The sequence below is a fragment of the Lysinibacillus sp. NPDC059133 genome, from assembly GCF_042755925.1.
Lineage (GTDB): Bacteria > Bacillota > Bacilli > Bacillales_A > Planococcaceae > Lysinibacillus.
On the sequence record NZ_JBHZDH010000027.1, the window covers coordinates 33,184 to 46,294 of the forward strand.

The 13,111-nt window shown below is 37.5% G+C and carries 14 protein-coding genes and 1 pseudogene; 7 read left to right on the forward strand and 8 right to left on the reverse strand.

The annotated features are described in order from the left end of the window. Window positions 1-68: 68 nt before the first annotated feature. From ACFXN8_RS15065 to ACFXN8_RS15085, 5 genes and pseudogenes are all read left to right on the forward strand, one after another. On the forward strand, window positions 69-740 hold the full coding sequence (locus ACFXN8_RS15065; RefSeq protein WP_386846173.1) for a TetR/AcrR family transcriptional regulator: 672 nt from the start codon (window positions 69-71) through the stop codon (window positions 738-740). Between the two features lie 652 nt (window positions 741-1,392). Beyond that, window positions 1,393-1,524 (forward strand): annotated as a pseudogene (locus ACFXN8_RS15070) (MerR family DNA-binding transcriptional regulator); the annotation flags it as partial. A 268-nt stretch (window positions 1,525-1,792) separates the two neighbouring features. Then, window positions 1,793-2,407, forward strand: a complete 615-nt coding sequence (locus ACFXN8_RS15075; protein ID WP_386846175.1) for an EAL domain-containing protein — start codon at window positions 1,793-1,795, stop codon at window positions 2,405-2,407. Between the two features lie 105 nt (window positions 2,408-2,512). After that, complete coding sequence (locus ACFXN8_RS15080) at window positions 2,513-3,070, forward strand: hypothetical protein (RefSeq protein WP_376074549.1); 558 nt, start codon at window positions 2,513-2,515, stop codon at window positions 3,068-3,070. A gap of 211 nt (window positions 3,071-3,281) precedes the next feature. Continuing rightward, window positions 3,282-3,935 carry an alpha/beta hydrolase gene (locus ACFXN8_RS15085; protein WP_386846177.1) on the forward strand — a complete coding sequence of 218 codons (654 nt, stop codon included), beginning with the start codon at window positions 3,282-3,284 and terminating at the stop codon, window positions 3,933-3,935. Between the two features lie 283 nt (window positions 3,936-4,218). Here the strand turns inward: ACFXN8_RS15085 and proC are convergent, their stop codons facing one another. Then, window positions 4,219-5,019: a pyrroline-5-carboxylate reductase gene (proC, locus tag ACFXN8_RS15090; RefSeq protein ID WP_386846179.1), complete on the reverse strand. Its 801-nt coding sequence runs from the start codon at window positions 5,017-5,019 to the stop codon at window positions 4,219-4,221. Window positions 5,020-5,661: 642 nt separating this feature from the next. Between proC and cyoE the strand changes: the two genes are divergently transcribed. Further along, on the forward strand, window positions 5,662-6,612 hold the full coding sequence (cyoE, locus tag ACFXN8_RS15095; protein WP_376074544.1) for a heme o synthase: 951 nt from the start codon (window positions 5,662-5,664) through the stop codon (window positions 6,610-6,612). A 35-nt stretch (window positions 6,613-6,647) separates the two neighbouring features. Here cyoE and ACFXN8_RS15100 read toward each other — a convergent pair whose 3' ends face one another. The 7 genes from ACFXN8_RS15100 to ACFXN8_RS15130 form a co-directional block, all read right to left on the reverse strand. Then, the gene (locus tag ACFXN8_RS15100; RefSeq protein WP_386846182.1) at window positions 6,648-7,382 is read right to left on the reverse strand and encodes a metallophosphoesterase; all 735 of its coding nucleotides are present in this window, start codon (window positions 7,380-7,382) and stop codon (window positions 6,648-6,650) included. Between the two features lie 480 nt (window positions 7,383-7,862). Then, on the reverse strand, window positions 7,863-8,312 hold the full coding sequence (locus ACFXN8_RS15105; RefSeq protein WP_376074542.1) for a helix-turn-helix transcriptional regulator: 450 nt from the start codon (window positions 8,310-8,312) through the stop codon (window positions 7,863-7,865). A 249-nt stretch (window positions 8,313-8,561) separates the two neighbouring features. Beyond that, complete coding sequence (locus ACFXN8_RS15110) at window positions 8,562-8,858, reverse strand: hypothetical protein (RefSeq protein ID WP_386846184.1); 297 nt, start codon at window positions 8,856-8,858, stop codon at window positions 8,562-8,564. Window positions 8,859-9,063: 205 nt separating this feature from the next. Continuing rightward, window positions 9,064-9,468 carry a hypothetical protein gene (locus ACFXN8_RS15115; RefSeq protein ID WP_386846186.1) on the reverse strand — a complete coding sequence of 135 codons (405 nt, stop codon included), beginning with the start codon at window positions 9,466-9,468 and terminating at the stop codon, window positions 9,064-9,066. Between the two features lie 154 nt (window positions 9,469-9,622). Next, window positions 9,623-10,951 carry a hemolysin family protein gene (locus ACFXN8_RS15120; RefSeq protein ID WP_386846188.1) on the reverse strand — a complete coding sequence of 443 codons (1,329 nt, stop codon included), beginning with the start codon at window positions 10,949-10,951 and terminating at the stop codon, window positions 9,623-9,625. Between the two features lie 32 nt (window positions 10,952-10,983). Beyond that, entirely contained in the window at window positions 10,984-11,388 is a 405-nt protein-coding gene (locus tag ACFXN8_RS15125; protein ID WP_386846207.1) for a MerR family transcriptional regulator, read from the reverse strand. Between the two features lie 370 nt (window positions 11,389-11,758). After that, window positions 11,759-12,244 (reverse strand): hypothetical protein, encoded by a 486-nt coding sequence (locus ACFXN8_RS15130; protein ID WP_376074590.1) that lies wholly within the window; start codon window positions 12,242-12,244, stop codon window positions 11,759-11,761. A 545-nt stretch (window positions 12,245-12,789) separates the two neighbouring features. Here ACFXN8_RS15130 and ACFXN8_RS15135 point away from each other — a divergent pair. Continuing rightward, complete coding sequence (locus tag ACFXN8_RS15135) at window positions 12,790-12,921, forward strand: hypothetical protein (protein ID WP_386846210.1); 132 nt, start codon at window positions 12,790-12,792, stop codon at window positions 12,919-12,921. Window positions 12,922-13,111 lie beyond the last annotated feature (190 nt).

Sequence of the window (13,111 nt, forward strand, 5' to 3'; positions counted from 1 at the left end):
AATAAAAGGTATATGAATTACGATAAAAATGACAATGGTGTCATTTTAAATGTTTGGAGGTAGAAATAATGCCAAAGGTAAGCCATGAATATGTACAGGAAAAGAAAAACAGCATTTTAGAAGCAGCTATAACAGTATGTAAAGTTAAGCCACTTTATGACATTTCGATGAGAGATATTATTAAAGCATCAGGAGTAAGTCAGGGTGGGATTTATCGTTATTATTCAGATTTGGATGAAATACTTATTGAGGTAATTAATCAAGTAAATGTTAATGCAGGCTATAAACATATTATCGATGGAATTACGGATACGAGTAATTCTCCTACAAAAACAATCATTAAATTATTTAATTTTCTTGGAGAGTACATGAAGGAAAACGTATCAACAGTTGGTAAAATCCAATTTGAACTTACGATATTATGTGCTAACAATCCAGAAAGAGAAAAGAAAATTTTATCGAACATTATGGAGAATGAAAGTGGGCAATATTTGATGCAACAAATTTTTCATTCAATCCATAAGGGTATTTCTTCAGGATGCTTTAAGCCTGAGATTTCGATAGAGGATTTATCTACCTTTATGATGACATCCATTGATGGCATTGTGAGAGACGTTGTCTTGCAAAAATGTTACGGAATGTTCTCAAATGATCAAGTGCAGTTTGATGAGATTCGATTGATGAATACACTTTGCAAATCCGTATTATTACTATTGGGTACGAAAGAAGGAGAGGATTAAAGTTGGGAATAGAGGTAAGAAGATTTCTATTTTATACCTTTGCAACGTCTTGGATAATATGGGTAACTAAACTGTTACAACAAACCTATACAAACCTATACAAACCTATACAAACCTGTAGAGAAGCATAGATTTTTAACAGAATACCCTTCGTATCAAGCGATTGGTGCGAACTCCACGTTAATTGCTTTTAACTCCTAAAGCCTTGTGACCAAAGCGGAGCTGGAAACGGCAGACGTAACGGTGCGAAAGCAGAAAAAACAACAAGGATGGCATAAGCTGAAAAAAATTACTCAGTGTCCGTAAAGGATCGTCGTGACAACGGAAAACGGTAGCGCTAAGTGCTTTGGCAATGGATGTTTAGCAGCGAACTCCTAAATCTCTCATGAGACAAGGAAGACGTTCAACGACTATCTCCTTGAGGGAGAGTAAAACCGCAAGCGAATGGCGGAAGAAAAATGTGGCTCTTATCAGAAGATAAGATGAAGATATAGTCTGCGCTTATGTGAAAGCATAAGAGGTCTACTCGTGAGAGAAAGACTGCATGAAGGGTTGCGCCTTCGTGTGAACAAGAAAAATAGATACAAATTTTAAAAATGTTAACAACCTCTCTAAATATCATAGTGAAAGAGAGGTGGTACGCATGGAATGAATGTCCATTGGGAAATTTGCTAAACGTGTTGGTGTAAATGTTGTAACGCTGAGAAGAATGGAAACAAAGGGCGAGTTTATGCCTACCCATGTATCTTCTGGCGGTACGAGATATGACTCTGTTGAACAATTAAATATCTGCTCTTGCGGATTAAAGTTGGATAGAGATTTGAATGCAAGCATTAACTTAGCAAATTGCCCAATCTAAGGAATTTAACTAGACACTAAGCCTTAGATGTGTACGCAACGATACTGCGGAATTTAAGCCTTTGGAGAGTCATACTAAATGGCAGTAGCTTTTTGCGAAACCAGACTCAGAGAAGAAGGAAGACACAAATACGAAAGTCGGAAGATATAAGTTGTGTCACAGTAGAGATGTCTACATTTTTTAAGAAATGTATATGTTTTTCGTATCGGTACTAGAAACAGCCTGTAAACAAGTAAAGAGTTGGGAAGCAGCTGGATTGCCACCAATTAAAGTAGCGGTCAATCTGTCATTAGGCCAACTTTTTCAGCAAAATTTAGTTGAAATAATACACAATGTTCTTGAGAAAACACAATTAGAGCCAAAATATTTGCAGCTAGAAATAACGGAAAGTATGACAATCAATATCGATCATATGACGACGATCTTACACAAATTGAAGGCACTTGGGGTTACAATCGCGGTAGATGATTTTGGGACGGGCTATTCATCATTATCTTATTTAAAGGATTTCCCGATAGATTGCTTAAAAATTGATCGGTCTTTCGTTCAGAAAATACAATCGAACTCTACAGATAAGGCATTAGTTGACATGATTCTCTCAATGGCAAAGCATCTACAATTAAAGGTAGTCGCAGAAGGAATAGAAGAGATAGAACAGCTATCATATCTAGTAGCAAGCCAATGTGATACTATACAGGGTTTCTTATTTAGTAAACCAATATCTCCAAGAACATTACAGGAAAACTACCAAACGCTTCACAATGATGCAAAGTATATTTTAGATTCAATTACTGTGTCTAAAGTATAAGGTGAGCCTACATTGCAGACCTAAACGCTCCCCGTTTCTTTCTATTCTACAATCATGGTATGATAGTGAGGAAATGATTTGTAGATATAAAGGACGGGTTTTTTCATGGCACAAGAAGCGGCAAATAAATTTATTGAAAATGTATGTAATCATTTAGTGCGCAATATGAATATTACGAAAGTTGAAGGGCACTTTAAAGAGGCGATAGAGATGCAGCGTAAATCAGCACAATCTCAAATTGATTTTTGGGATATGTTAATGATGAATATGCTGTATTTTACTGAAAATGAGCAAGTTTGGGAAAAAGAATTTTTGAAGATGCTCGAAAAGAAAGAGTGGTTAAAGACCACTGTACTTGAGGAAGAGCTATTGATGCATCAAATGCGTATTCGTCAGCAAGTCGCGGAACAAATGGATGCCGCTAAAGAATTGTTTCATAAGCAGTATGTGACAGACAATGTGACGGAGGAAGATATTGTTTACGATTATGCGTATAGCTCTGCTGGACATTCCATGCGCGTAGATTTATTAACAGTACTTGTCTCAACACCAGAGCAATCAAAAGTGCTATTTAACGCAGATCCTCAAGAAACGATTCGCATAATTAACGGCTATATTGCTTATCACACTGATGGTCTTATTAATAAGACAAAATTAATATAGATTGGCTCATTAATAAAAATTGAGGTGACATTATGTCATGGATATAAGTTGATTGTAGTGGAGACTGGGCGACTCCTTGGGGATTAGCGGCTCATCGGACGCCCCGAGGAAAGCGACCAGTCGGAACGGAAATCAACCCATAATATGGCGAAGGGCCTATAGTTTATTAATAATGATAGCTATACTAAGTTGACCTGAAAGGAATTTTACAATGAATACACCATTTACATTTAAACATACACAACCAACGAATATGGACCCAAATAAAAAATACCCAGCGATTTTTTTATTACATGGAATGGGTAGCAATGAAGACGATTTACCACAATTAGTGCAGGACTTTAAAGAGCAATGCCATGTTTTTAGCTTACGTGGTCCTATTACGCAAAAGCCCGGCTATTCTTTTTTCACAATCCAGGAGGTTGGTAAACCAGACCGCGAAATTTTTGATAAAGTATTAGTTGCTCTACAACGATTTGTTTTAGAGGCTATTGATGAATATCAAATTGATCCACATAAAGTGTACGTACTTGGATTCAGTCAAGGGGCAGTTTTGGCACAGTCACTTGCTTTTGCAATGGGGAATTTAATTACAGGAATTGTAGCATTAAGCGGCTACACGCCAAAATTCGTAACAGAGGAATTTGCTATTCGTCCAGTCAATCATTTACATGCATTTATTTCACATGGTGATTATGATTATGTCATCCCGTCACAATGGGGCGTTGAAAGTAAAGAAAAATTTGAGCAATTTGGTGCTACTGTGACATTTAAACAATATCCAGATGGTCATGGTGTGACACCAGAAAATTTACGTGATCTAACTGCATTTTTAGCACAGGAATTACAAGATAATATTCAATGAAAAACAGGATGGTCAAGGAAATCCTTTAAAATGAGTTGATTCGTTCAAGGCTATTCTCCTATGGGGATATGTTGAGTCGTTCCTACGCTTATGTTATTGCTGACGCTACGCTTTCGCACAGAACTACAAAGCGCACAGTCGGAACGGAAATCATTCCCTCACTTTGCCGAAGAGCTATACTTTACCCTTAATTCCATTGATATAATTAGTTTTTCAACAAAATGAAAACCGAGACATTTAGGATGTCTCGGTTTCGTTTTATTTTTAGTGTATCAATCAAGAGTTATTTTGATAAACTTCGATCCTTGTCAGTCACGGCAGTTACTGCATCGTGAATCGTTGTTTCAAAATGATTGCTTTGTAATGAGGATACACCTTGGATAGTTGTCCCACCTGGAGAGCATACTTGATCTACAAGTGCCCAAGGATGTTCTTGTGATTGTAAAATCATTTTTGCACTGCCGAGTACTGCATTTGCCGCAATATCAAGCGCCATGTTTTTTGGCATGCCTTCACGTACAGCAGCACGTGCTAAAGCGTCAATATACATATAGGTGAATGCTGGTGAAGCACCACCAATCGTTGTAAATATAGAAAATAAGTGTTCAGGCACCTCGACAATCGTGCCAACTGTTTCAAATAGTGAATTGACAAGCTGAAGCTGAACATCTGATACTTGTTCACTCGCTGTAAAGCAGCTTGTAGAGGCACCGATAAGCGCATTAATATTTGGCATTACACGAATAATAGGGGTAACTTCAGATAGGTAACCTTGTAAATATGTTATATTTTTACCTGCCGCGATCGAAACAATAACATGGTTATCTTGTAAATGATTTTTCACCTCTGGTAAAACATCTGGTAACATTTGGGGTTTGACGCCGAGGATAATGACGTCACATTTTGACATAATATCTTCAATAGAGCTTGCGGCTTGAATACCGTAAGAGGCTGTTAATTTTGTTGTTTTTGCTTTGGTACGATTATAGCCATAAATCAAAGTAGGATCAAAATTTCCGCTTTTACACATTCCTTTAATAATAGCTGTTGTCATATTTCCAAGGCCGATAAATCCGTATTTCACGTGTTAGACACTCCTTCATATAGTTAAAACATACACCTTAGTATAGAGTAGATTGTTTTACTTGAATAGTAATATGCAAAGAATCAAGCCAATAAGGTTCAAATTCATGTCAGTCGGTGGTATCATAGAAGATGTTGTGAATGAACGTGTATCTCTATTTTAACTTCTTTTAGCGGGTGTCCAAACACCCGCTGAAATAGAGGAACTCAGTCTAAGAACGCCACGTCCTGTGTCAACGACTGAGTGACCAACATCACGTTGGCCCAAAGCCTCCGGCGGATGTCACGGAATCGGAATGGAGTTCTTAGGGGATGTTAGCCTAAAACCATCGCATCCATGCGATAACGGCTAACTGACCTGCATCGGTAAAAACGCCACGTCCTGTGGCATTACCGAAATGACCGACATCGTGTCGGCCCTCGTGCAGGCCTAAGCACAAAGCTGATTCCGGACGCAATTATGCCGAGGCATAATTGATTTAGGTAGAATATAAAGAGTAAAGAAATCATGTACTTTATGTGAACATTGAGACAGACTCTATCTAAAAGAGGTAGAATAATAATTTGATATGTCTATTGCAAAATTTGTCACTTTTTAATGATAAAGCGTGTAGAAATTAAGAGAGAAAAGGAATTAAGATGAATGGAACAAAATCTAAAAACGGAGCAGAAACTACAATCTTCCGAGCAGTCATTGGAGAAGTCCTCACGCTCTTCTATTTTAGCCCAGACAGTAAAAACAGGAATCATTAAATCCAATTTAATTCCTATGTGGGCTGGTTTAACGTTAGGTATGTACAAAAATAAAATGACTTTTGTAGAGAATATACCTGAAATTGTTTTCGCAACGATTGGCTCTGCACTTGTTATTGGTGCTGCTGGAGCATTTAATAATGTGTATGATCGCGACATTGATGCTGTAATGCCTCGTACGCAAAGTCGACCAACTGTAACAGGTGAAATGTCAGCTAAATCAGCGTTAATTTTAGCTTTTGCCATGCTTATTATCGGGGCATCTGTGTTGGCACTTGCTTCACCACTAGCTGCAGCATTTGGTCTCTTAGGGGTGTTTTTATATGTAGTACCCTATACTATGTGGACAAAACGACATACGATTTATAACACGGAAGTTGGGAGTATAGGAGGGGCGATTCCAGCGTACATTGGCTGGGGGGCTGTTTCTTCTGATATTACACATCCTGCGATACTTGGCCTATTTTTAGTTATGGTCATTTGGCAGATGCCGCATTTCTATGCCATTGCTATTCGTAAGCACGCTGATTACGAAGCGGCCAACGTTCCAATGCTTCCAGTTGTAAAAGGGATGCGACGTACTTATTATCAAACGAACTTTTATTTAATCTTATTAATATTATCAAGCTTTTTATTTGGCACTTTAAGTGTTGGTATTATGCTTGTTGCTCTATTGCTAAGCATTGCATGGCTTGTGATGAGTATTTACGGTTATCATAGTAATAAAGATCAAATAAAGTGGGCAACCAAAATGTTTGTTTTCTCACTTATCCATATGACAATTTTATTTACAACGGTTATTGTGTACTCTTTAGTAGGTGTTATTTTTAAATTGTATTAAAGTTTTTATCTTCATCAGCACGAAAAGCCAACAGGTTATTCTACACTTGTTGGCTTTTCCTTTTCCACCGAGATTATTTGACGACTTGGCCATTCTAATGCGTGTAACTGGCCTCCAAAAACAGCTCCACCATCAATACCAATAATATTATTTTCACCAAAATAGACACTGTAATCTGTTGGATTTTGGTGAAGTCTGTAGGTAGGTGTATGACCAAAGATTACAGTTTTCTCGTCTTGATAGCCTACATGAAATTCTTCACGAATCCATAAAAATTGTATGGGATCTGTCTCTGCTAAAGCTACTCCAGGAACAACACCGCCATGTACAAAAATGGCATCCTCTAATTCGATGTAAATATCAAAGGTTTCGATAAGTTGTAAATGTTCTTCGAGCTTTGGTAAGGTTTGAATAAAGCAAGGTAATGTCTCGTTTTCAATGGCATCCTTAAAATCGTCTAATTGATAACCGTAGCTTGCGAGTGTTGTATCGCCACCGCAAAGTCCCACCCAATGATTCCACGGCTTAGGATGGCCAGAACGACAGGCTTTTAGCATAATGGCTTCATGATTTCCTAATAGAACACGTGCACCTTTTGCCTGTAATTCCGCCACTAAGTTTAAAACGCCACAAGATGCAGGTCCTCGGTCAATATAGTCGCCAAGTAAAAATAACCGATCGTGCATAGTATCATAATTAGCTTTCAATAATAATTCTTCAAACAGTTCTAATTCCCCATGTATATCACTAATTGCTAGTATTCGATCCATAAAAAAGCATCCTTTCCAGTATTAGAGAAGTTATTATTAAGTATAGAGAATAGTTTTACAAATTTCGACTAATGTAACTTTTAACCAAAAGGTTGATTGTAAAGATATTACTTAATACGCTCGTTTTCTAGTTTCCTTTTATCATATGACGAAGTGATTCCATTATCTTATTCATTTGTCTATAGTGTTGGAATAGCGAGGGGGAGTATTGGTTACAGTCAGTTCAATACGTTTATGAAAGATATAGGGCTGTCAATTTCAAGTGCATTTATTTTGTATCAACAGCGCCAGAAGAGGTGAGGGGAAGCCATTAAAGAAAGTGATACAATAAATGCAAGAGGAAAATACAAATGAAGAAAAAGAGCAATGGAGAAGGTTAGTAGCGCAAGTACAGCAACATATACACTTGGTCTGCAACCTTTATACTCCTCGCGCATAACGTAGGTGTATTTGGGATGTATGCGCGAGTATAGTATTTAATTATTCTTGAAGCTTTTCCCATGCTTGCTTGGCTATTGACTCGTCGAATGTTGATAGTAATCGATAGTTGTCTGTATTTAAAATTCGAAAATGCTGACTAATGACGTTTTGTTGTAGGTAAAAACCATTGTACTCGCTAAGATTTTTCCACCATATGTATCCCCCCATTGTTTTCTCCTTAGGTTGTAAGGTTCCATTATTGGCGATTAAATCGACAACTTCAAGTGGATCTCCGCCAAGCTCATGCTGTAAAATCGTGCTATCTCGGCATAATGCACAAACCGCAATCGTTGTAGTCCAGCCAGTTTGAATACGGCCTTTTTCAATTTGAACAAGTGTTTTTTTAGAAAGTCCTAGTAAATCACTCATCTGATCTTGTGTTAAATCTTTTTCGGTACGGATTAATTTCAGTTTTTCTGAAATAAGTGTGATTAATTGTTCACGATTCAAATCCAAAACACCCTTTCTTTCAGATAGTGTTAAATACTATTATACATGAAAGTGGTCAGTGGTGTTTTCTGTTTGCTAGTAATTGTAGTTAAATCGCGGCTCATCACCAAAAGTTGTGGATGATATTTGTTAAAACGTATGCCATTTATCTACATTCAGTAGAAGACTCCCACCTTTGAAGGTGTTGAGATGAATGCGGATGAGGCTCCCTTTCAGTGGGTGTCCAAACACCTACTGAAATAGAATAACTCAGTTTAAGAACGCCACGTCCTGTGGCAATTTATCTGTGCGAAAGCGAAGCGACAGCAACACGGTTTTAACTGTGCGAAAGCGAAGCGTCAGCAACACGGTTTTAACTGTGCGAAAGCGAAGCGTCAGCAACATGGTTTTAACTGTGCGAAAGCGAAGCGACAGCAACACGGTTTTAACTGTGCGAAAGCGAAGCGTCAGCAACAACACACGGCTGGGTGACCAAAATCGTGCTGTTATTGCTGCCGCTACGTTGGCACTACGCTTTCGGACAGATAACGTTTTGCTTTCGCGCAAAAAACATCCTGTTGCCCCGATGCTCCCAGGAAAGCGCTCAGTCGGAACGGAAATCAACCGCACGTTATGGTGAGAGCCTAAATCACAGCTGTTTAGGGGATTTTTGGTGTGTTTTTTCTGATGAATCACGAGTGTTTTGATTCGTTTTGCAACATAAAAAAACAGACTGCCCAGCAATCTAGGTATTGGACAGTCTGTAAAATAGTTAAATCTCGTATTTTTTTGTATCGGAAATAACGCGGAAATGAATTCCTTTAATTTGAGCGCTTACTTTATGACGTAGTGTATCAATATCTACTAATTCCTCATTATCATTGACACATTCTGCAATCTCTTGTAATAGCTTCGTAAATGCCTCTTTGAAGAGTGCACGCATATTATCAAAATCAAGGCTACGGAAGCTTCCGTCAATATCAAATGCCTCCACAGAATTTAATTGCTTTGAAGCACCAGCAAAGCGATCATCGTACACTGTGTAGTTTTCATCTGTTACTACGATAATATATAATACTTCCCCTGTAATTGTTTTTAATTCAATGTTCGTTTTGTGTTTTTTGACGTCGGTAATGATATGAATACCGTCCGAATGATATAGTTTAAACAATTTCATTTGTGATGCCCCCTGAAAATAGAATCATATACATAATTTCATTATATATTGATATACCTAATAATGGAATAAGGCGAAAGTATTTGAAAAACTAGAAAAACGCTAGTTGAATGAATATTGTTAAGCTAAAACTGCGAAAATTGTACTGGTTGTATTATGCTTCTGCTATAGCAGGTATAGTTTTGCGAAGAGGGCGAACCTCGATGTAATGAATCTGATGGCCTTGCTGCTCATAGATGCTAAATATATAGGGCGCTAGCTCAATGTTTTTTGTTGCTTTAATACCATTATTCACTGTAAGGAACCAACCGCCTAGTGTTTCGACTTCCTCTACATCAAGTGTTATATTTAATAGATTTTCAACATCTTCAATGAGCATTTTTGCATTTAAAATATAATGATCGTCACTTACTTTTCGGATTTCTGCAATTTCATCATCGTCGAATTCATCGCGAATCTCACCTACAATTTCTTCTAAAATATCCTCGACTGTTACAAGCCCTGATGTCCCGCCATATTCATCCATTAAAATGGCCATATGAATGCGCTCTTTTTGCATACGCACAAGTAATTCTTGAATTGGAATCGTTTCAATTACTCGAATGACAGGATTTATAAAATCTTCAAGGACTAAAGAATCGTCTGTGAGTTGCTCAAGTAAACCATGTGTAAACAATTCCTTGGCGTTGATGAAGCCTAAAATATTATCACGATCACCATTATAAACAGGGTAACGAGTATATTTTTCAGCAGCGATAAAATGAATCATTTTTGTAAAAGATTCATTTTTTTCAATTCCAATAATTTCTGTTCGAGGAACCATAATTTCTCGAGCAATACGTTCATCGAATTCAAAGACATTATTCACAAACTTTAGCTCTGTTTTATTGATTTCACCACTTTTGAAGCTTTCTGATAGCAGTAATCGTAATTCTTCCTCTGTATGTGATAACTCATGCTCAGAAGCAGGTTTCATACCGAACATGCCAACTAATACTCGAGCTGAGCCGTTCAAGAACCAAATAAATGGATACATCACTTTATAGAACAACATAATAGGTTTGGCAAAACGAAGTGTAATTACTTCAGCCTTTTGAATCGCAGCGGTTTTGGGTGCTAACTCACCAACAACAACGTGTAAAAATGTTGCAATGGCAAAAGCGCTACCAATTGTGAAAAACGTCATATATTTATCTGAAATGCCGATGAAATCAAAAAGTGGGAGTAGCATAAATTCAAAGGTTTTTTCACCAACCATCCCGATTCCAAGTGCTGTAACAGTAATACCAAGCTGACAGGCAGATAGGTATTCGTCTAAATGATTGACAACATGCTTTGCAGAAATGGCTCTTTTATTGCCCTCCACAACCAATTGGTCGAGTCTTGAGGAACGTACTTTTACAATGGCAAATTCTGTTGCCACGAAAAAGCCAGTTAAAGCTAATAAAATGATAAAAATTGATAAGTTGAGTATGGTCTCCAAATAGTCGTTCTGAATGAACAGAACGTCACCTCCTAATTATGAATAAGTAAAAGTAAAGATTGCATGAGTGCAACACTTTCGGGTGAAACATTTTTTTTTATCTTTTCAATCTTTTTATGGTCTTGTTTGTTCATTTGTTCAAGTAGGGAAGTTACATCCTGCTCTAAGTCTTGCATTTTTACACGTAGCATTTGTACATCGATTTCTTCATACGGAGTGATGTTTAGTTCATGCTGTATTTCTATGAGTGAAAGCCCCTCCTGTTTACGTCGCTCAATAAACTGAAGTCGTTCAATCATTGTAAGGGCATAGTAGCGATAATTGGATGCAGAACGTTCTGCTTCTAATAGGCCAATGTTTGTATAATAATCGATTGTTCTTTTTGTAATGCCTGTTTTTTCTGCAAGCTCGCCAATTTTTAATCTCTCTGTCCCAATGCAAACACCTCCGAACCATCACGTGATACTTTGATTATAACGTCCTGGTTTTATAGTATTCAAGTAATAGGTCGCAATATTTCAAAAATGTAAGATTTCTTTTGATGGTTGGGCTAATATGCTGAATGAACATAAAAATAGCTTTTCTAACAACTTAATGTTAGAAAAGCTATATGTTTTTGAAAAACTCAATGAAATTGTCATGTTAAACAAAATACGGCTCTTCAGCAGTACGAGGGTTGATTTCCGTTCCAGGCTACTCGCTTTCCTGTGGGCGAGCGCCGAGCCGCTTCCTCTGCTTTGTTGCCCCCTCATTTTGCAGAAGAGCCATACTATCTATAAATTTTTTATAATAGAAAAGCTACAAAGTTTATTTCTGTAAATATGTATCATATAGGTGATGAAGTGCATCTTCACCAGTCATTTCTAAAATTATTTCGTTATTAAAAATAAGTGTTACATTTGTGAGAGCGCCATCAATTTTATCATTCTTAATAGTGCATGTAACCTTTACTACACCTGTTTCTGCTAGTTGTTTTTTCAGCGTATCATCCCACGGTTGCTCAGAAAATAGTGGTGCTTGCCAAGTCCCTCTCACATGAAGCTCACTTTTTTCAGCGTCATAATCCCAGCGTACGTCACGTAAAATAGTTTTAAATAGGTCATTAACTGTAAAGGATGTATCTTTATAGTCAATGGCAATTGCTCGTATAGCATGTACATCACGACCAACTGCACTGGCTGCAGTGTCTGCTGCTGAATTTATGCCTGAAACCGCTTCTTTAATTTCAGATAATCGATCACCACAGCCAGCTAGCAGCGCGCAAAGACATGTTATACAAGTTAGTTTTGTCATCCATCTCACAAGTAGTCCCTCCAGTATTGCAAGTTGATACTACTATATTAACGAAAAGAAAACTATGAAAAAAGGGCATGAGAGCGGTAGATTGTGACGGTTTTGCAACGATGCTACCTCCACTAGATTGTTCGAGAAATTGGAAGTTTAAATGTCTGAAAATTTAGTGAATTTATCTTCATTCAGCAAATGTTTTTGTAGCGAAAGCGAAGCGTCAGGTACAAAAAACTCTCACCTCAGAGGTTGGTTAGATGAATGATGGTGTGGGTTCTTTTCCTTGAATGTCCAAGCACCAGCTGAAATAGAGGAACTCAGTCTAAGAACGCCACATCCTGTGGCAACGACTGAGTAACCAACATCATGTTGGCCCAAAGCCTCCGGCGGATGTCACGGATTTTCAAAGGAATGAGCATAAGGATGTTAGCCTAAAACCTTCGCATCCTGCGAAAACGGCTAACTGACCTGCATCGTGCAGGCCTGAGCACAATTCAAAATCCGGACGCAATTACGCCAAGACGAAATTGATAAAAGAAAGGGAGCGGTTTGTGATGAAGATTAATGATGAGTTACTTGAGCGATTAGGAACTTATTTCGTGTACCATGCTATTTATGAAAATTATGGCATTACCTTTGAAAATTTTGTGGAGCGTTGGTTACGGGGGATACTTGAAATATAAAAGAAGAAGAGTCGTGGTGATGTTTTTTAAACGACTCATTTTTTTTTTTTAAATATTTTTTGTTTTAATAAAATTTTTTATTGAACAATTGTTTCATTGACCAAAATTTTACAAAAAAGCGCCACTATCCATGAAAATAACGCCAATATCACACTGTTGATTAATAGGCTCAACTAGAATAGATCCAAAC

Coding starts and splice junctions, on each gene's coding strand:
- ACFXN8_RS15065 (WP_386846173.1), top strand. CDS start 69: ATGCCAAAGGTAAGCCATGAATATGTACAGGAAAAGAAAAACAGCATT.
- ACFXN8_RS15075 (WP_386846175.1), top strand. CDS start 1,793: ATGTTTTTCGTATCGGTACTAGAAACAGCCTGTAAACAAGTAAAGAGT.
- ACFXN8_RS15080 (WP_376074549.1), top strand. CDS start 2,513: ATGGCACAAGAAGCGGCAAATAAATTTATTGAAAATGTATGTAATCAT.
- ACFXN8_RS15085 (WP_386846177.1), top strand. CDS start 3,282: ATGAATACACCATTTACATTTAAACATACACAACCAACGAATATGGAC.
- cyoE (WP_376074544.1), top strand. CDS start 5,662: ATGGAACAAAATCTAAAAACGGAGCAGAAACTACAATCTTCCGAGCAG.
- ACFXN8_RS15100 (WP_386846182.1), bottom strand. CDS start 7,382: ATGGATCGAATACTAGCAATTAGTGATATACATGGGGAATTAGAACTG.
- ACFXN8_RS15115 (WP_386846186.1), bottom strand. CDS start 9,468: ATGAAATTGTTTAAACTATATCATTCGGACGGTATTCATATCATTACC.
- ACFXN8_RS15130 (WP_376074590.1), bottom strand. CDS start 12,244: ATGACAAAACTAACTTGTATAACATGTCTTTGCGCGCTGCTAGCTGGC.